This window comes from Peribacillus asahii, assembly GCF_003570725.1.
In the GTDB taxonomy this organism is placed as follows: Bacteria; Bacillota; Bacilli; order Bacillales; family DSM-1321; genus Peribacillus; species Peribacillus asahii.
On the sequence record NZ_QWVS01000002.1, the window covers coordinates 84,638 to 103,683 of the forward strand.

Consider the following 19,046-nt stretch of genomic DNA (forward strand, 5'->3'; position numbering starts at 1 on the left):
TAGAGGGATGGATGATGAAAAAAGTATTAAGTATTGCTGGTTCCGATAGCAGCGGCGGAGCAGGCATTCAAGCTGATATTAAAACGATTACCGCTCACAAAATGTACGCGATGACAGCTATTACAGCACTTACTGCCCAAAATACAATGGGGGTAGATAGTGTACTAGAAGCAACACCTGAGTTTGTAGGACAACAACTAGACAGCATTATGAACGATATCTTTCCAGACAGCGTGAAAATAGGTATGGTGTCTTCCCCGCACATTATTGAAGTGATTGTCGAAAAACTAAAAGAATACAAACCGAAGCATATTGTTGTCGATCCCGTCATGATTTCAACAAGCGGCAGCCCATTATTAAGTAAAGATGCGATGGATGTTCTTATTACAAAACTGCTCCCACTTGCAACTCTGATTACACCAAATATTCCCGAAGCCCAATGTCTATGCGGCGGGATGAAGATTGAAACAAAAGAGGATATGCAAAAAGCCGCTATTCAAATAGCCAAGCATTATCAAGGAAATATCCTTATTAAAGGCGGCCATCTCCTAGATAGTGCCGATGACTTACTGTATAGTAATGGCCAGTTCACCTGGTTTACAGGTGTTAAAATTGAAAATCCTAATACACATGGAACAGGTTGTACTCTTTCCTCCGCCATTGCTTGTAACTTAGCAGATGGACACGATGTCAACATGAGTATTCAGTATGCGAAAGACTATTTAACTGGAGCTCTTCAGGATCAGCTGAATCTTGGAAAAGGAAATGGTCCGCTCAATCATTGTTATAAGATTTGATAGAAGTACTTACGATTTAGGTGTTTATCATTTCCCGACAGAAGACTCCCGCTTCACGCATTAGCTAAGGACTTGGGAGTTCAAAGAAGGTAGTAAAATTAAGATAAGCGATACAGACAAAATCTACACTAAGCTCAACGCTTATCTGTAAAAAGGGCAGAAAATGAGCAAAAAATAAAAAGGTCGCCAGTCAGTTAGTTTTCACTAACTTTCTGGACAACCTTTTCTTCATCATTAATAAGGATCCGCTTCGTGGCTTTTCTTTACAGCATCCTCTGTTGCTTCGTTCGCAGCTAATGAACCTTGACCAAATTTCGAGCTGCCTGCTTCTCGGCCTGGAACTTTGTTTTCCTTCCTCAATTCTTTCATTTTCTCTGCGATACCATCCTTTACACGGCGACCATAGTCTTCATCGGCTTGTGTAAAGTGCTCAATCATGGCATCTTGAATTCGTTTGTCACACACAGCCAGTGCTTCGGATAGGTTTTTAATCAGTTCATCACGCTCCCAATCCTCAAAGCTGCGGTACGTGTGGCCCGCCTGACCGTAGTTGTTAGGACGATCAATCGGTGCACTCATTGCTGCCGCATTATACACTGGTTGATGCGGTGCACGTTTTTCTTTACCTTCTTCTTGATACCCCCCTAGCATCGATGGCTCATAGTTAATATGTGGATTTTCTCCAGACTCTTTCGGGTCACGGATATCCATTTGGCCGCGATGCTGATTCGTACGAACAGGTACTTTCGGTGCATTTGAAGGCAATTTGAGATAGTTCGCACCTACACGATATCGCTGCGTATCGGAATAAGAGAATGTACGGCCTTGCAGCATTTTATCATCTGAGAAGTCCATTCCATCGACAAGAACCCCTGTACCGAAGGCAGCTTGTTCAATCTCCGCATGAAAATCGACTGGATTTCGATCAAGGACCATCCGCCCCACCGGCAACCATGGAAACTTATCCTCTGGCCAAAGTTTCGTATCATCGAGCGGATCAAAATCGAGTTCTGGATGGTAGTCATCCTCCATAATCTGCACAAAGAGCTCCCATTTTGGATAATCTCCTTGCTCAATTGCTTCATATAAATCTTGTGTTGCATGACCGACGTTCTTCGCTTGAATCTCGTTTGCCTCTTCTTGTGTTAAGTTACGAATCCCTTGCTTTGGCTCCCAGTGATACTTCACCAGCACAGCCTCGCCTTTGTCATTTACCCATTTATAGGTGTTTACACCAGAACCCTGCATGTGGCGGTATGTCGCAGGAATCCCCCATGGCGAGAATAAGAATGTAATCATATGCGTTGCCTCAGGTGTACGGGAAACGAAGTCAAACATCCGCTCAGGATTTGGCACGTTCGAAGCCGGATCCGCTTTAAACGCGTGAATCATATCAGGAAACTTCATCGCATCACGGATAAAGAAAATTTTCAGGTTATTCCCAACAAGATCCCAGTTTCCATCTTCCGTATACATTTTTACGGCAAAGCCGCGCGGGTCTCGTGCTGTTTCTGGCGAATCTTTCGCTCCAGCTACTGTAGAAAAGCGAACCATTAGCGGTGTTTTCTTCCCGGCACCTGAAAATACTTTTGCGCGAGTATACTTCTCTACTGGTTCATCTCCGACCTTTCCGTATGTTTCAAAATATCCAAATGCTCCCGTTCCTCGTGCGTGTACTACACGCTCAGGTATCTCTTCACGATCAAAGTGGGAAATCTTTTCAATGAAATGGTAATTCTCAAGCGTAGCTGGACCACGATTACCAATGGTACGAATGTTTTGATTATCCAACACAGGATGGCCTTGGCGTGTTGTCAGCGTCTCACGGTTCACGTCTTGTTCATGTGAAGCATTCTTATCTTTGTTCTCTGCCAAAATGAAAACCTCCTAAAAATAATTACCTTTATCTTTTTCCCTTTATTGGAAAATTTATGCGAAAATAGGGATTTTGTATAACTAAACTGCTTATGATAGGTAAATATAGAAATTCCTTATCTATGTCTTCCAAGAGCATACAAAAAAGCCCACCTTTAATATGAATTTCTCATACAAAAGTGAGCTAAACGTTTGTCACTGTATTTTACAGTTGTTTTTGTAAATATATCACCATTCGTTAAACTTTTTAGGTTTCATAATCGCTCTCAAACGATTGATATGACTGACTATTCTCCTAAATCTACGTTATGGTACACTTGCTGCACATCTTCTAAATCTTCTAATGCGTCAATCATTTTCTCAAATTGTGCTTGTGCATCCGCGTCAAGTGTTACTTCATTTTGTGCCAGCATTGTTAATTCAGCTACTGTAAATTCAGTAATGCCAACATTTTTAAATGCTTTTTGTACGGCATGGAACTGATCTGGTTCAGCGTAAACAATGACTGATTCCTCTTCTTCTATAATATCACGTACATCTACATCTGCTTCCATTAATAATTCAAGTGTCTCATCTGCTGTTTTTCCCTCAATACCGAAAACAGCTGTGCTATCAAACATATAGGCAACAGAACCACTTACACCCATGTTTCCGCCATTTTTACCGAATGCAGCACGTACGTCTGATGCAGTTCGGTTTACGTTATTTGTTAATGCATCCACGATAACCATTGATCCGTTTGGTCCGAAACCTTCATAACGAAGCTCGTCATATGTTTCGTCTGAACCGCCTTTTGCTTTTTCAATTGCACGTTCGATAATCGTTTTTGGTACATTGTACGTTTTTGCACGTTCAAGTACAACTTTTAAAGCACCATTTGATTCTGGATCTGGTTCACCTTGCTTCGCAGCTACATAAATTTCACGGCCAAACTTTGCATAAATCCGACTTGTATTAGCATCTTTTGACGCCTTTTTTTCCTTAATATTGTTCCACTTACGACCCATAATGTTCCACTCTCTTTCAACTTTGAATCTAAATACGATTATATATCATAAAATAAACTGCTTCTTCAACCCTTTTCAAGATAACGAGTAAGAGTTCGTTATGGTTCCATATTGTTGCATTACAATACGTATTAAAGATGAAGACTGATTTATTCCATTATATTATACATCAATTATACAATGGATTTCGAGATTATCATGAAAAAAAAGACAGTTACTCCTCATTCCCTTGCTAATTTCGCTCGAAAAGCATAAAATACTTGATCTAATCGAGATAACAACTCATCGCATTCTCCAAGTGAAATCGTTAATGGCGGAGCAATAATGATGGCTGCTCCTGTGACCCCGTCTAACCCTGCAGCAGCCGGATAAACAATAATTCCATGCTGCATACCAAGCTTAATTATTTCGTTTGTCGCATCTATACGTTTAGGCAGCGGCTCCTTCGTTTGTTGATTTTGAACAAATTCTATTCCAATTAACAGTCCCTTTCCCCGAACATCCCCTATGAAGGAAAAGCGTTCTTGTCGTGCTTGTAACTGCTTTATTAAATAAGCGCCTGTTTCGGCTGCTCGGTCTGCAAGATTATGCTTTTCTATATAATTAAGTACTGCCAAAGAAACTGCACAAGAAAGGGGATTCGCACTCAATGTGTGACCGCCAATAATTAATTTTGAGCCTTTCATAATCGGCTCCATTACTTTATCCGTCATTACCGTAGCAGCAATCGGTGTATACCCGCCGCTCATCCCCTTTCCAAATGTCACAATATCCGGCTCCACTCCCCAATGTTTAGACGCAAGTATTTTTCCTGTCCGACCAAAGCCTGTCATCACTTCATCCGCAATAAATAAAATATCATGTTCTACACAAATTTGTTTTAATCTCTCCCAATAGCCATCCGGCGGCACAATGGCCGCACCAGCCGCACCGATAATCGGTTCAGCAATAAAAGCAGCAATTTGATCAGCTCCAATGCGGCGTATAGCCGTCTCTAATTCATTGGCGCACATTTGTCCATACGTATAATCATCAACATTGTATGGACAACGATAATAATATGGAGGAGATATCGTTGGATAAGATTCTAATAACGTCGAAAAGCGTTCACGACGAATAGGGTGACCCGACATCGATAACGCACCTAGCGTAATACCGTGATAGCTCATCCATCTCGAAATAATTTTTTGTTTTTGTGGTTTATTTTGCTCCTGCCAATATTGAATTGCAATTTTCAAAGCCGTTTCCGTTGCCTCAGAGCCGCTATTGACAAAGAAACTGTATTGTAAATCCCCTTTTGTTAATGAAGCAATTTTATCTGCCAATTGCTCAGCCGCTTCACTCGTAAACTGAGAACGATACACATAGGAAACCTCGCTCGCCTGCTTCAGCATCGCCTCATTAATTTTTTGTACGCCGTGACCGATATTCGCAGTTACTGCACCTGAAGAAGCATCTAAATAATCCTTGCCTGTTTGATCATACAAAAAAATACCCTTTCCATGACTAATCATTGGATAAACACCGCCAAGAACAGGCTTAATTAAGGAAGACCGTTTCACACACTTCACCCCCGCTTAGAGAATGATTGGTTACTTTACAGTATATGAACAGTCTCTTTAAATCTTACAAAAAAGTGAAAGATTTAAGATTTTAAAAATAGATATTGATAAAACGATTTTCGGCTCATTTCAGTTATGCTGAAATGAGCCGAAAATTAACAGATTTCTATAACTCTACTTTTTCACTAATGTTCCTAACTGTGGTGTAACTTCCTTAGACCAACGATCCGTCCATTCAGCACGAGATTCTGCTAGCTTCTTAATATCAAATGTATATATTTTATCAGTATCTTTTAATCCTATTACTTCTTCATATTTTTCTGGAATACTTATTCCTTGAACAACTGGATAGAATCCTTGATCAGCAGTCGCTTTTTGAGCTTCTTCACTAATTAAGTAGTTAATAAATTTGATAGCAGCTTCTTTATTAGGCGTGTTCTTCACCAACCCTGCATTAAATGCATTCATATATACGCCTTCTTTTGGTACAACCATTTTTAACGGCACACCTGAATTCACAGCCAAATCAGCCGTTACATAACTTCCCATTACTGTCACATCAGCCGCTCCCTGCTGTAAAGCTGGCATCATTTGTGTCGAATTTTTATAAAAAGTAGCCGAATATCCAGCTAGTTCCTTTGCCTTTTTTAATCCTGGTTCAAGATTATCCTCGTTACCTCCGTTTGCTAAAGCAAGCGAGTATAATGTATTAAAGCCCCAGTCATTTGAAATATCGGCAAAAGCTGTTTTTCCTTTATAATCAGCTCGAGCTAAATCATTCCATGATTCAATTGGTTTGATCCCATTCTGTTCAAACGTCTTCGTATTATAAGCAGGAGCAATAACAAGTCCAAATGCTGGAGTAGTCAGATTCTCAAATGCTACATATTTAGAATCTAAATTTTTTAGATTAGGAACACTCGTTTCATCAACTGAATCAATCAACCCTTTTTCATTAGCACGGTATACATCAAGTGGCACAAATAGCGCAATATCAATTTTTGGAGCGTTTTTCTGTAATTCTAGTTTAGATAAAATTTCACCTGATAAACCTGCTAGATAATTTACTTTAATCCCTGTTTCTGCTTCAAACTTAGGAGCAATTTCCTCGCGAATGACTTTTTCAATTTTCCCGCCATTTCCTGCTATCGTAATCTGTTTATTGCTCTCCTTACTCGATGTACTTGCTTGATTAGATTTCGGTGCACTAGGTGAGCAAGCAGTCATTGCAAGTAGTAGCAGAACAATACATAAGCTCATTATTTTTTTCATGTTTAATAATCCTCCTGATTTTCATATTCATTTTGAACATCCTGTCTTTTATGATTGGAGCTATATGAAACAGCGCTGTTTATTCGCCATTTTCATCTAAACTAATACATGCCTTCTCATCACAAAATTAATGAGAACCGCCAAATGCTTTTCCTACTCCTTGTAATTTTTCTAAAATTACAATCAAAATCACAGAGATAAAGATGACGACACTAGAAACCGATGCCACCAATGGATTATAGGAATCTTGCATCTGAGAGAAAATTTCAATCGGAAGTGTACGCATATCCGATGAAACCATAAATAGAGAGATTGTTACATTATCAAATGATGTTAAAAATGCAAATAGTCCACCTGAGATAATCGCTGGGCGAATTAATGGCAGCGTTACTTTCCAAAATACCGTAGCAGGGCCCGCCCCTAGAATGGCAGCCGCTCGTTCAAGATTGTAATCAAACCCGCTCAACCCTGTTAGAACAAGGCGAATCACATACGGAATACAAATGACAGTATGGGCGATTAGAAAGCCTGTTGATGTACCAGATAACATCATCGGTGTAAAGTAAATTAGTAAAGCAATCCCTAACACTAACTGCGGCACACTTAGTGGTGCAGTCAAAATGGATGTAATATACGATTTTCCTGGAATATCATACTTCGCAAGAGCTAGCGCACCCAATGTTCCGAATAAAACAGAGAAAAAAGCAGCTAATACAGCAAATTTCACACTATTCCATAAGGCTTCGATAAACTCTGGACGATCCAAAAGCATCGTGTACCACTGAAACGAAAATCCTTGTGCTGGAAAGCTTGGATAGTTCGCACTTGTAAAGGAGGCTGGGATAATAACAATGAGTGGAATAAGTATATAAATAATACTGATGACAGCCACTCCTAAACGAATTTTCCCTAAATACTTCATTATCGGAATACCTCCTTAAACTTACTTAATTCAAAACCACGTGTAACTGCAATAACTGTAATCAATGTTGTTGCTAATAACACATACGAAATGGCTGAACCAAACGTCCATCGAAGTAAATTATTAATTTGATCATAGGCAACAACTGGCATCATTGGAACATTAGCGCCTCCCATAAGAGCCGGCGTTACATAAGAACTCATTGACAAGCTAAATACCAATACACAACCGGAAACGATTCCCGGCAAGCTTAATGGAAGTGTAACAGAAAAGAAGTTACGTAATGGGCTTGCTCCAAGAATAGCACTCGCCTTCTCCAAAGATGGATCAATATTATATAAACTTGTCGCAATGGCTAAAATCATAAATGGTAAATACGCATTAGATAGACCAATGATAACACCTATCTCAGAAAACAGGAGCTCAAGCGGCGCAGTAATGAGTCCAAGGTCAATCAGTAATTGATTAATCGTTCCATTTGGCAGTAATAACAAATACCAACCAAAATTACGTACAACAATACTTACTAACAAAGGAGAAGCTATTAATAAAGCAATATAACCCCGAACACGCGGTGAACTTTTCGCCATTGTTAATGCTACTGGATAAGCAAGGAATAAACAAAGTCCTACTGTATATAGACTGATTTTCACCGTTATCCATAAAGAAGATAAATAATAGCTATCCGTAAAGAATTGAATATAATTTTGAAAACTATACACAGCGTCTGTAGCTCCCACATCATCCGTTACTATAAAACTCAAATATAAAATATACAGCATTGGAACAATAAAGAAACCAAAGACAAACAATAGGATAGGGGTAAGAAGGAGAAGACCTGGTACCCAAGTTTTCTTTTTCTTTCTCTTTTTTACTCTTTTTGGTACATCTACAATAGGCGGCTGATTTTTTACTTCTTCATTAACATAATTTCTGATGGGTTCCATCCAACGTACACCTCACTTCCTACTTGCCATGTAGAATTGTAATCAGATGTCAAAATTTGAATTGATTTCCCCAACATATTCACATCAATTTCCCACGACGTGCCCAAGTAGTTAATTTGTGTCACTTTCGCTTTATGAAGTTCGATGAAGGCTTGTCCCACTTCTTCTTTTGAAACAATATGAATCTTTTCTGGTCGAATATATAATTTTACTTCATCCCCAACAGCACACGCACGATCGATACCCATTATATTTTTCACATCAACATGTGTAATATCTTGATCCATCTTTACAGTGATTTGTTGACGATCTACGGCTGTCACTTTCCCTTCAAAAGAATTTGCTTTTCCAATAAAATTGAAGACAAACTCTGTATTTGGATGATTATAAATATCGGTTGGAGAGCTAATTTGCTCTATTTTCCCACCATTCATTACAACTACTCGATCAGACATCGAAAGCGCTTCCTCTTGATCATGCGTAACAAAGATGGTTGTGACACCGATTTCTTTTTGTAAACGCTTTATCTCTACACGTAATTCGTGGCGTAATTTCGCATCTAAGTTAGATAGTGGCTCATCTAACAATAACAATTCAGGCTCAACCACTAGTGCACGGGCAATAGCTACACGTTGACGTTGTCCACCTGATAATTCACGCGGATAACGATGTTCTAACCCTAACATTTTCACAAGCTTCAGCGCACGAGAAATCTTTGCTTCTTGATCTGCCTTTGGAACTTTACGCAGCTTTAAACCAAAGCTAAGATTTTCATAAACAGTCATATGAGGAAAAAGAGAATACGTTTGAAAAACCATTCCTAAATCACGTTTGTAAGGCGGCACTTTTGTTACATTTTTTCCTTTAATAAACACCTCACCGGCATCGGCTTCAAGAAATCCTGCTATTAAATTTAAAGTCGTTGTTTTTCCACAACCAGAAGGTCCTAAAAGTGTCAGTAATTCCCCCTGTTTGACCTCTAAATCGATTCCATTTAGCACAACACTTGATCCGAACTGTTTAAAAGCTCCTTTAATTTGTACATCATTTTGGGTGGCCTGCATAAACTGTACCTCCTTTTTAAAATAACAGCTTTTGTTTAACTATTATTAATGCAAGACTTGTGCCAACCTTAAAATAACGCCATTGTATGCGTTTTCAACATAATCAAGCATATATCAAAATAAAAACAGGAAAAATTTGCCGGTTAATAGGCAATTTTTTCCTGTTAACTATTTTTTCTCCTTAAGATTATAAGCATTGATTTTATCTCGTAAGCTTCTCTCCGAAATTTGAAGAACTTGTGCTGTTTTTTGTCGATGCCCCCCACAATGCTGAAGCGTTGCAGCAATCACTTCTTTCTCCACTTCCTTCATCGTCATACCAATGGGAAGTTGTAATTGATTATCACGATTAGACGGTGCAGTAAACGCAGAGCGCTGTGTTTGAACAGAAAGCGGCAGCTCCATTTCCGTAATTTCATCATTTATCGATAAAGCAACGGAATATTCGATAATATTTCCAAGCTCACGTACATTTCCGGGATACCCATACTCTAGTAGCAATTGATAGGCTGCTCTAGAAAACGTTTTCTTTGCACGATTCATTTCCAGACAATATTTTTCCAAAAAGTACTCAATCAGTAATGGTAGGTCTTCCTTTCTTTCACGTAAAGGTGGAATAGATAAAGGAATAACATTAAGACGAAAATATAAATCTTCACGAAATTTTCCTTCCTGCACCATCTGTTCTAAATTTTTATTAGCAGCACTTACAATTCGTACATCCAATGCAATTTTTTTATTAGAACCTAAGGGGGTCAATTCACGCTCTTGAAGAACACGTAATAATTTCACCTGAAGCGGAAGCGGCATCTCACTAATTTCATCTAAAAAAAGCGTTCCTCCATTTGCCGCTACCCATTTTCCTTCTTTTCGCTGCGTCGCTCCTGTAAATGCTCCTTTTTCATATCCAAACAATTCTGATTCAAGCAGCGCTTCAGGAATCGCACCACAATTGACAATTTCAAGTGGACCGTTTTTACGTTTCCCTGTATTATGAATACTTCTAGCAACAAGCTCTTTTCCTGTACCGCTTTCTCCTAAAATAAGTACACTCGAATCAATATCTTTTATACGATCAATGATTGAAAAAACATGTTGCATTGCTTTACTCTTACCTAAAAATTGATTATAGCCGCGCCGCTGTTCTAACTCTTCATGCAACGTTTCTACCTTATTAGATAGCTGCTTATATTCAACAGCCCTGCTCAGTAATAAATAAAGTTCCTCTATATTAATAGGCTTTTCAATATAGTAATAGGCCCCTTGTTTGATCGCCTCAATCGAAGATTCAATCGAAGCATAGGCAGTCATCATAATCACTGTAGTAGACGGTACCTGCTGCTTAATTTCTTTCAAAATATCCAGCCCATTTATACTGCCTATCCGAAGATCTAATAGAACAATATCAATCATATCTTGTCGAACTTTCGCTAAGCCTTCTTGTGGATTCGTTGTCGTTTGAATATAATAATCATCTTCTAGTGCAAATCGAAGTGAATCACATATAGCCAATTCATCATCAATAATAAGTACAGTAGGTTTCATTTAGGAGGCCTCCTTTTGATACAGCGGTAACAATATAGTAAATGTCGACCCTTTATTCGGCTGGCTCGCGATATGCAGTTCTCCCTTATTCTCTTTTATAAGATTGTAAGTTAAAGTTAACCCTAAGCCTACGCCCTTTTCTTTGCTTGTATAAAAAGGTTCTAAAATATGATGTAATTCTTCTGAGCTCATTCCTTTTCCTGTATCGGAAATCATCACGCTGCCGATTTCCTCATTTATCTTTTTCACAGTAATCGTAATCTTCTTTTCCTCTTTCTCGGCTACAGCATCCACTGCATTTAATAGTAAATTAATCATGACTTGACGAATTTGTTGTGGATCAATATAAAAAACTAAATTATCTTCCACCTTTTTCTCAAGACTAATTTGATTTTTATCCATCGTAACTTGAATAAATGATAATAAAGAAGCCATTTCCTCTAGCGTATACTTCTGTTTATTAGAAGGCCGTGGACGTGCGTATTCAACCAAATCTGTTACGATTGTATTTAACCGATTTACTTCAGAAGGTACATGTTCCGTTATTAGCCTTCTAAATTCAGGGAGATGATATTTACTTGGAAGCATGTCAATAAACATTTTAATCGACGTTAAAGGATTGCGAATTTCATGAGCAACTCCAGCAACAAGCTGACCAAGTGCATGCAGTTTTTCTTGTGTGAACAATTTTTGTTCTAGATTCTTCTTTTCCGTTTCATCATTCATAGACAATAAATAACCTGTCTGTTGTTCCCGAGAATTATATATTTGCAGTATACGATAATAGATCACTTTTTTTTGACCTTGCTCATTCCATTCAAGTACCTGAACACCCGATTCTTTTGAATGATAATGATCAAATAACTGTTTTAGAAGCGGTGGGTTTTGAAGACTAAAAGGTGTATCATTCGATAGGTTTAACATATGTACAGCGCTTGCATTGCAACTCGTAATCTTTAAATCAACATTAAAGGTCACAATACCTGTATCAATATTATTTAAAATTAGGTCCTTAAAGGCGTTACTATCAGCTATAATTTGTTGTGTTTCTTGTAAACTTTCATTAAGTTGACGAAGTTTACTCGTCTGGATATGTACAGCTTCTTTTAATCTCTGATTCCACATATAAATTATGAGTAGGACAATAGCTACAATAATCAATACACTCACTAGCAAATAAATAAACGTTTCTAACCTAGCAATTTCCGCTAAATCCTTAGGCACCGTCCATTTATTAATAAGTTTATTAAGCTCTCCTTTCGCCTCTAGCATAGTAATACTTTGGTTAAAGGCAAGTAGCAAAGAGTCATTTTCCTCTTGTACAACTACAGTATAATCAGAACTATTCATGACATCATCTAGAATAGTAAAGGAATCTTCTCTCCCTAACTCCTTCAAATAAGCAGTTGCTGTCCACTTATTTCCTATAAAAAGATCAGCTCTTCCCTCAATCAAACTCTGAAGAGCTGTATACTGATTGTCCTCCAATAATACATTAGTGGTCCTCATATTTAAAATGTTTTCATACATAGATGTATGACCCTCTACTACAACTTGGCGGTTTTCTAAGTCTTCGATTCCTTTAATCTGATTTTCACTTTCCTTCGGAATTACAATAGAGTCAGACATTGTAAAATAGGAAGTAGAAAAATCAAATTTCCAATCCTTACTAGGTCTATACACCATACCTGCAATTGCATCAATCTTACCTTCCTCTAGAGCTTTTTCAGCATCTTCTATATTCATAGGAATATATTCAAAAGAAAGCCTATGCTGTTCCGCTATTTGTTCCATTAAATCAATGCTAAGACCCGTTAGTACTCCATTTTCATTGATATATGAGAAAGGAGGCAGTTTTGGTTCCGCTGCAATTTTATACACTTTCTCTTCCGCAAATCCTGATGAGATGCTGCCTATTCCTTGCAAAAAAATAGCTAATAAAAAAAGAAATACTATTTTCAATACATAATTTCTAATCCCTGCCCTCTCCCTTCTGTTTTAATGATTGGGCTCTGTTATAGGAAGTTGTTTAACACAGCCTATTAAAAAATCTAATAGATTCTCTTCATCAAATATCTATGACTATATAGGAGTTTATTACATTTGATTGCGGTTGTTTGAGTAATGCTTAAATATTTAGCAACTTCGCCTAAACATAGTTGTCCACTAAAACAAAAAACCTTTTTTGTTAATTATTGTAATATTATAACATCAAAAGGCGGTTTTCCATAATTTCAAAATAATTTTAATAGATTTTTATAAACCGTTATAACTCCCTAATATAAAGAATAATAAATTCCACTTTATAAAAATTTTCACAGAAAATATCATTTTGGCTCGTGAATGTAATAAACTTACTTAGAACATAGAGTTGTTCTTGCAAACAAAAACGGCTTGTAGCCCATCTTATTTCATTATCGACAATAATGAAATAAGCAAGCTGCAAGCCGCTCTGCATATTCATGAAGTATATTCACCATTGTAAAACTTAAAACAGTCTTTATATAGCAATTATTCTTCAGTCAATTTGTTTTCACGAACATCGCTTAAAAACTGCTCATCTTTTAAAACAGCCAATACTTTTTTATAAAAAGTAGGTTGATCAATGACAGCTGTATGTACATATTCATACTCTTTTAAAGATGAATGACGCAACACCTTTGGAAGGCATGATAAGCAAACGTTTTTCGTACCTAATTTGTAATAATTCATATTTGTTTCATCACCGTTAGAAGTATCTTGTTGGCATACGAAACAAGTATGAGTTACTCGACCTTTTTTATTGTATTCCGCCAAAGCTTTTTCTAAACGTTTCGACGCAGGAACTGTTAATAACACATAATCACCTTTTCTAATTTAAAATCTCTTTGTATTATAGCAGAAAAACCTAACAATGGGACAGTAAGCTTTTCATTACCTAATTATTCCTACTATTTAAGCAAATACTTTTACAATTGCAGAACCATTTTTAACAGATAATGAGGCTTTAGCCCCAATTGGAATCGTAGCAAACGGAGTAGTATGTCCAAAATTTGCATTAGCAATTACCGGAATACCTTTTAATTCTTGTTTCGTTGCAATGATCTCATGAAGTGCATAATCCGTCATACCGGATTCTTTTTGAAAACGCCCGATAATAATCCCTTTGATTCCTGCAGCAGCCGGTTGATGCAGTAAGGATTGTAAATCGCGATCAAAGCTAAACGGATGGCTTTCCTCATCATCTTCAATAAAGAGAATACGATTTTCTAATGATGGCATATATCCCGTACCTTGAAGAAGATTGATTGTACATAAGTTCCCACCGATTATGGAGCCTTCTGCTTCTCCTTCTTGAATGATCATGTAGCCGTGATTTGGATAAAAATTATGATCTTCTTGTTCAAGATGCCAAGAATCATCGCTCCATGTTTCACTTTGCTTTAACTCGAAATCGCCGTCTTCCATGACTGCCTTTTTAAAATAATCGATCGTATAATCAAGACCTACTCGCATGCCAAATGAAGAGAAATAAGGGCCCACATAAGTTGTTAAACCTGTCTTCTCATAAATAGCAAGCAAGATTGCTGTAATATCACTATACCCACAAATCACTTTTGGATTAGCTTTAATTAAATCATAATCTAAATACCTAAGCAATTGATTTGCATTATAGCCACCGATTCCTGCAAAAACTCCTTTTACATTCGGGTCTTTAAAGGCCGCATGTAAATCTGCCACACGGTCTTCAATAGAATTGGAGAAAAAATCATCATGCACGAGCGCTGTATCTCCATATGTAACTCGAAATCCAAGTTCTGTTAATCGTTCCTCAGCTAGCTTTCGTTGATCTCCTTTCACAATCGCTAGACTGCGAGAAGGGGCTATCACACGAATCTCATCCCCAGCTTGTAAACGTGAAGGTTTCATTTCTTTTTCCTCCCTAGTAAATCACATCATTACGTTATTGTAGCAGAAAGTGCTTATCTGAACAATGATATCGGGAAATGAATCAATTTCACTTCGACATAGAATCCGTCAAATAATGCTGTTAATAAACAGTATTTACATAGCCAAATAAAAACCAATAGAAAACCAGCCTTCGTGTGAAGACTGGTTTTAGTTTTACCTTAGCAGCAAGTAAATGAAGCTCCGATGATGATTAATAAAATGAATAAAACGACGATTAACGCGAATCCGCCGCCAAAACCAACACCACCATAACCGTATCCACCGCAGCCGTATCCACCATATCCATATCCTCCGTACATAAACATTTCACTCCTATCCTTTTTTCGAATTCACTGTACACCTTACAATATGTAATATCGCCCGCCTCGGTCTGTGCAAACGCCCATTTTTTTTATTTTCCTGCGCTGATTGAAAAAGTGCCCTGTACAAAAACAATAAAAAAACACCCTTTAAGTAACAGAATGATTAAGCTTCCAGATACACTTTCTTTAGGAATCCAATACTAAAACTGTTTTAAAAATATAGCTGAACATGTCCGCTTCATAAAGAAAAGAAGATCATGAATGATGACCTTCTTTTCTTTATGCAATATAATCAATTTCCTTACCAATGTCCTCTTTTATTTCACTCAAAATATTTTTTATAAGAGCCGTATCCTTCTTTCTCTAAATCAGCAACAGGAATGAATTTAAGTGCTGCTGAATTAATACAATATCTCAAACCTCTTGGTCCAGGTCCATCAGGAAACACATGTCCAAGATGAGAATCAGCCGTTTTCGAACGTACTTCTACGCGGCGCATTCCGTAGCTTGTATCAAGCCGTTCCTCAATTTCTTCTTCCTCAAGCGGTTTTGTAAAACTCGGCCAGCCGCAACCAGAATCGTATTTATCCTTTGACGTAAACAATGGCTTTCCAGAAACAATATCCACATACAGTCCTTCTTCTTTTACATTCCAATATTCATTATGAAAAGCCGGTTCTGTGCCATTATTTTGTGTCACTTCATACTGCATTGGTGTTAATCTTTTCTTCAAATCTTCTTGATTCATTTTTTATCCCTCCAATATCGCTCTTGAAATGCTTTACGACCAGATCCGATTTGATAAGCCTGATATCTTTGCGGTTCCTTTTTATAATAATGCTGATGATATTCCTCGGCTGGATAAAATTCTTTTGCTGGCAAAATCGGTGTAACAATCGGCAATGAGAAACGTCCGCTTTCATTCAAGCGCTCTTTTGAAGCTTGTGCAATACGCCGTTGTTCCTCAGTATGATAAAAAATAGCTGTTTGATATGATGAACCACGATCATAAAATTGACCGCCTGCATCCGTTGGATCAATTTGCTGCCAAAATAGTTCCACTAGTCTTTCATATGGAAAAACAGCTGGATCATATGTAATTTGCACAGCTTCATAATGTCCTGTCGTTTCACTACATACTTCTTGATAGGTTGGATTTTCCGTTGTGCCACCGGTATACCCAGATAAGACAGAAACAATCCCTGGCTGCTCATCAAATGGCTTTACCATACACCAAAAACAGCCTCCTGCAAACGTCGCCTGCTCAAAATTTTCTTCCATTTCATTGTCCTCCATCCTTTAAATATTCCCTATAGTTCAAAACTAGACAACTGCCCAAGCATCTTGCCATATGCTAATAGCATGATGAGCAAAAACTAAGGGGTGATTGGCATGAACTATGAATCCCACAATCATTACTTACAAAAAGCTGCGAAATACGATCTCTTATCTCACTTTTATAAATATAGCAACCCAAAGCTTCATGATTATTATTATCATAAGCATTTGCAAAGTATTACAAAAGCAATACCACTTATATATGTTAGACAAACAAAAAAATTTGCACACCTTCGACTGTTCCATGTCTCTCCCAGCATACCTGCTGTTGATGTATATGTAAATGAAATGCGGATTCTACAAAACTTCGCTTACAAAAACGCGAGTGACTATTTGTCCTTGCCAGCTGGAACGTATCAAATTGATATATATCCTGAAGGAACAACAACCTCTACCATTGCTAGCCAAATGCTAAAACTAGAAGCCAATCAATATTATACCGAGGCAATTGCCAAAAGACCAAAAGAAGTAAAACTTGTTACGCTAAAAGATTCTCCAGCTGTCCCTAGTGGTGAAGCAGCGTTTCGCTTTGTTCATCTAGCCTCTGATATCGAAGCAGTAGACATTGCTGTGAAAAATGGTGATATTGTTTTCAATCAACTTACATCCGAACACGCAAGCTCATACTTACCTGTCTATCCTATCAAAGTCGACCTTGAAATTCGACCAACTGGAACAAAAGAGCTCATTCGTTCCTTGCCAAAGACTCACTTTCCAGTCAATCAAGCCACATCTTTCTATATTGTCAGCACAAATAATAAAGCGGCTGAATTAGCAGTTATTTCTCTTACACCTTAGAACACTAAACATAGCAACACTTTCTTTATCCTTAAAATCCAAGCTACCTATCCGTTTCACCATAAGAAAAAACCGGGATATCCCGTTTTTTTCTTATGGCTGAACAGAAGGCACTGTCAATAAAAATGAAATGTCATTATGTTCTAAATCAAATTTTTTGGCCTTTACACGTACATCGCTTTTCAATTTCATTTCTTGCAGAGAGACATAAACCCTTTGCTCCTTCGGCTGAATGGTAACCCAATCAGGCGTTTTATAACGCTTATTAATAAAGTTCATTACATAGGAGACAGGGAGGTTCATCTCACCAACAGAAATGGACTCTTGCTTGAGAACCAAATCGCCATTTTCTTGAGCAATCGGCTTAAACGTTAATTTCAAATCTACTTCACGATTAAAGAATGGAATCTTGCCATACAATTCAACTTCATCGGTTAAATATACTTCATAATGAAATCCACCAGTTAGCCCTTCCTTATCTAAATATTGATTGATTAATTGATTCAAATCATCTCGTGTTGTGTGTACTTGAAATTGGATATCCTCTTCCTTACTTGACTTATTGCTAATTTCTTCACCTTTAATCGGCCAATTAATTAAAATCAACATAAAGATAATGACAAGGATATTACAGGCTAATAAAACAATAAATAACTTTTTCCATTTCTCTCCTGTCATTATTGTGGTTCATCCCCTCTAATGCTTGCTGCTTCCAGGGTCTCTCTTCCCAATGTGGCAACTTCCATATTGTTATATATTCTCGTCGCAATTAATTCATAACCGCGGTCGTTTGGATGAAAGTAATCCTCCGTATAAAGCAAATCTTCTGTTGTATTTTGAAAAATGTCTTCTATCGAAATAAAGTAAGCCGAATCATACTGAGATACAATTTTTTCACCGCTATTATTCCAATCGGCAATAATCATATCAAGCTCATATAAATCTGCAAATATCTTCGTATATGGATTATACACTCCAACTAAATATATTTGTGCTGACTTATTATACGTCCGTATTTTATCAAAAATTTTCCTCAAACGATCTTCATAACCGATTTTAGCGGTTTCAAACTGATCCATTTCTAGATGGGTGAAATTTTGTTTAAATACTTTCATAATATCATTTCCACCAATCGTTACGACAATGGAATCAGCCTGCTCAATATGTTCACGAATCTCTTTTTTATCCAATCGCTTCAACAATTGATCCGTTCGGTTACCTCGTACACCATAATTGACCATCTCTACAGCTGTAATGTTCGGCTCTTTTTCTAATTTCTTTTTTAGATAAGGTAAGTAGCCTCCATTATCTTTACTATCTCCAACCCCTTGAGTTAATGAGTCACCGACCGACACAATTTGAATCGGATCAGGGAAAAAGCGTGAAGGAATCTCTTGCTTCTTACTTAATTCCGTCAGATGCTGATACTGTTCCAAAGGTTGAGTTGAGACCGTTTGACTTTGACTGCATCCACTTATTAAGAATAGACATATAAGAAGACAGGTGATGATATATTTCATCGCTATCACCTTCCTTTAAAATATTATATCATGAAAAAAACGGGATTTTATAAAGAAAAAACCTTGTTTTAAAATGAAAATTCTTGTATAACTGTAGCTTTTACTAGGCTTTTTCAAAACATGCTTCTAAACATAAAAAAAACAGG

Annotated in this window: 17 protein-coding genes and 1 pseudogene; 2 read left to right on the forward strand and 16 right to left on the reverse strand. The window is 37.4% G+C overall.

The window, feature by feature from the left end; genetic code table 11:
- The first annotated feature begins 11 nt into the window (after window positions 1-11).
- Window positions 12-797, forward strand: coding sequence for a bifunctional hydroxymethylpyrimidine kinase/phosphomethylpyrimidine kinase (gene thiD / locus D1953_RS00540; protein ID WP_245979800.1), 786 nt, complete (start codon window positions 12-14; stop codon window positions 795-797).
- A gap of 234 nt (window positions 798-1,031) precedes the next feature.
- Here thiD and D1953_RS00545 read toward each other — a convergent pair whose 3' ends face one another.
- The 14 genes and pseudogenes from D1953_RS00545 to msrA all read right to left on the reverse strand — a co-directional run bounded on the left by D1953_RS00545 (window position 1,032) and on the right by msrA (window position 16,525).
- A complete protein-coding gene (locus tag D1953_RS00545) occupies window positions 1,032-2,672 on the reverse strand; it encodes a catalase (RefSeq protein ID WP_119115204.1) in 1,641 nt (546 codons plus the stop codon).
- 287 nt (window positions 2,673-2,959) lie between these two features.
- Window positions 2,960-3,679, reverse strand: coding sequence for a YebC/PmpR family DNA-binding transcriptional regulator (locus D1953_RS00550; protein WP_119115205.1), 720 nt, complete (start codon window positions 3,677-3,679; stop codon window positions 2,960-2,962).
- Between the two features lie 221 nt (window positions 3,680-3,900).
- Window positions 3,901-5,241 (reverse strand): aspartate aminotransferase family protein, encoded by a 1,341-nt coding sequence (locus D1953_RS00555; protein WP_119115206.1) that lies wholly within the window; start codon window positions 5,239-5,241, stop codon window positions 3,901-3,903.
- 174 nt (window positions 5,242-5,415) lie between these two features.
- On the reverse strand, window positions 5,416-6,513 hold the full coding sequence (locus tag D1953_RS00560; protein WP_119115207.1) for a polyamine ABC transporter substrate-binding protein: 1,098 nt from the start codon (window positions 6,511-6,513) through the stop codon (window positions 5,416-5,418).
- A gap of 127 nt (window positions 6,514-6,640) precedes the next feature.
- Complete coding sequence (locus tag D1953_RS00565) at window positions 6,641-7,435, reverse strand: ABC transporter permease (protein ID WP_119115208.1); 795 nt, start codon at window positions 7,433-7,435, stop codon at window positions 6,641-6,643.
- Window positions 7,435-8,382, reverse strand: coding sequence for an ABC transporter permease (locus tag D1953_RS00570; RefSeq protein WP_119115209.1), 948 nt, complete (start codon window positions 8,380-8,382; stop codon window positions 7,435-7,437). Before D1953_RS00570 ends, D1953_RS00565 begins: the two co-directional genes overlap by 1 nt.
- Window positions 8,346-9,446: an ABC transporter ATP-binding protein gene (locus tag D1953_RS00575; protein ID WP_119115210.1), complete on the reverse strand. Its 1,101-nt coding sequence runs from the start codon at window positions 9,444-9,446 to the stop codon at window positions 8,346-8,348. The genes D1953_RS00570 and D1953_RS00575 overlap by 37 nt, the downstream gene beginning before the upstream one ends.
- 168 nt (window positions 9,447-9,614) lie before the next feature.
- On the reverse strand, window positions 9,615-10,991 hold the full coding sequence (locus tag D1953_RS00580; RefSeq protein WP_119115211.1) for a sigma-54-dependent transcriptional regulator: 1,377 nt from the start codon (window positions 10,989-10,991) through the stop codon (window positions 9,615-9,617).
- Entirely contained in the window at window positions 10,992-12,953 is a 1,962-nt protein-coding gene (locus tag D1953_RS00585) for a transporter substrate-binding domain-containing protein (protein ID WP_119115212.1), read from the reverse strand.
- 549 nt (window positions 12,954-13,502) lie between these two features.
- A complete protein-coding gene (locus tag D1953_RS00595) occupies window positions 13,503-13,829 on the reverse strand; it encodes a hypothetical protein (protein ID WP_119115214.1) in 327 nt (108 codons plus the stop codon).
- Between the two features lie 96 nt (window positions 13,830-13,925).
- Entirely contained in the window at window positions 13,926-14,900 is a 975-nt protein-coding gene (locus D1953_RS00600) for a S66 family peptidase (RefSeq protein ID WP_119115215.1), read from the reverse strand.
- A 200-nt stretch (window positions 14,901-15,100) separates the two neighbouring features.
- A pseudogene (locus D1953_RS22120) lies at window positions 15,101-15,187 on the reverse strand (YjcZ family sporulation protein); the annotation flags it as partial.
- A 379-nt stretch (window positions 15,188-15,566) separates the two neighbouring features.
- Complete coding sequence (msrB, locus tag D1953_RS00610; RefSeq protein ID WP_119115217.1) at window positions 15,567-15,992, reverse strand: peptide-methionine (R)-S-oxide reductase MsrB; 426 nt, start codon at window positions 15,990-15,992, stop codon at window positions 15,567-15,569.
- Window positions 15,989-16,525: a peptide-methionine (S)-S-oxide reductase MsrA gene (gene msrA / locus D1953_RS00615; protein ID WP_119115218.1), complete on the reverse strand. Its 537-nt coding sequence runs from the start codon at window positions 16,523-16,525 to the stop codon at window positions 15,989-15,991. The genes msrB and msrA overlap by 4 nt, the downstream gene beginning before the upstream one ends.
- Window positions 16,526-16,636: 111 nt before the next feature.
- Here msrA and D1953_RS00620 point away from each other — a divergent pair, with 111 nt between their 5' ends.
- Window positions 16,637-17,380, forward strand: coding sequence for a DUF4397 domain-containing protein (locus D1953_RS00620; RefSeq protein ID WP_119115219.1), 744 nt, complete (start codon window positions 16,637-16,639; stop codon window positions 17,378-17,380).
- A 93-nt stretch (window positions 17,381-17,473) separates the two neighbouring features.
- On the opposite strand, the gene D1953_RS00625 is transcribed toward D1953_RS00620, so the two are convergent.
- Together D1953_RS00625 and D1953_RS00630 are read right to left on the reverse strand one after the other, a co-directional pair.
- On the reverse strand, window positions 17,474-18,058 hold the full coding sequence (locus D1953_RS00625; protein ID WP_119115220.1) for a YpmS family protein: 585 nt from the start codon (window positions 18,056-18,058) through the stop codon (window positions 17,474-17,476).
- The gene (locus D1953_RS00630; protein WP_119115221.1) at window positions 18,058-18,900 is read right to left on the reverse strand and encodes an SGNH/GDSL hydrolase family protein; all 843 of its coding nucleotides are present in this window, start codon (window positions 18,898-18,900) and stop codon (window positions 18,058-18,060) included. Before D1953_RS00630 ends, D1953_RS00625 begins: the two co-directional genes overlap by 1 nt.
- Window positions 18,901-19,046 lie beyond the last annotated feature (146 nt).

Bases quoted from the DNA above. Each gene is read 5' to 3' on its own strand.
- thiD (WP_245979800.1), top strand. From the start codon at position 12: ATGATGAAAAAAGTATTAAGTATTGCTGGTTCCGATAGCAGCGGCGGA.
- D1953_RS00550 (WP_119115205.1), bottom strand. From the start codon at position 3,679: ATGGGTCGTAAGTGGAACAATATTAAGGAAAAAAAGGCGTCAAAAGAT.
- D1953_RS00560 (WP_119115207.1), bottom strand. From the start codon at position 6,513: ATGAAAAAAATAATGAGCTTATGTATTGTTCTGCTACTACTTGCAATG.
- D1953_RS00565 (WP_119115208.1), bottom strand. From the start codon at position 7,435: ATGAAGTATTTAGGGAAAATTCGTTTAGGAGTGGCTGTCATCAGTATT.
- D1953_RS00570 (WP_119115209.1), bottom strand. From the start codon at position 8,382: ATGGAACCCATCAGAAATTATGTTAATGAAGAAGTAAAAAATCAGCCG.
- D1953_RS00575 (WP_119115210.1), bottom strand. From the start codon at position 9,446: ATGCAGGCCACCCAAAATGATGTACAAATTAAAGGAGCTTTTAAACAG.
- D1953_RS00580 (WP_119115211.1), bottom strand. From the start codon at position 10,991: ATGAAACCTACTGTACTTATTATTGATGATGAATTGGCTATATGTGAT.
- D1953_RS00600 (WP_119115215.1), bottom strand. From the start codon at position 14,900: ATGAAACCTTCACGTTTACAAGCTGGGGATGAGATTCGTGTGATAGCC.
- msrB (WP_119115217.1), bottom strand. From the start codon at position 15,992: ATGAATCAAGAAGATTTGAAGAAAAGATTAACACCAATGCAGTATGAA.
- msrA (WP_119115218.1), bottom strand. From the start codon at position 16,525: ATGGAAGAAAATTTTGAGCAGGCGACGTTTGCAGGAGGCTGTTTTTGG.
- D1953_RS00620 (WP_119115219.1), top strand. From the start codon at position 16,637: ATGAACTATGAATCCCACAATCATTACTTACAAAAAGCTGCGAAATAC.
- D1953_RS00625 (WP_119115220.1), bottom strand. From the start codon at position 18,058: ATGACAGGAGAGAAATGGAAAAAGTTATTTATTGTTTTATTAGCCTGT.
- D1953_RS00630 (WP_119115221.1), bottom strand. From the start codon at position 18,900: ATGAAATATATCATCACCTGTCTTCTTATATGTCTATTCTTAATAAGT.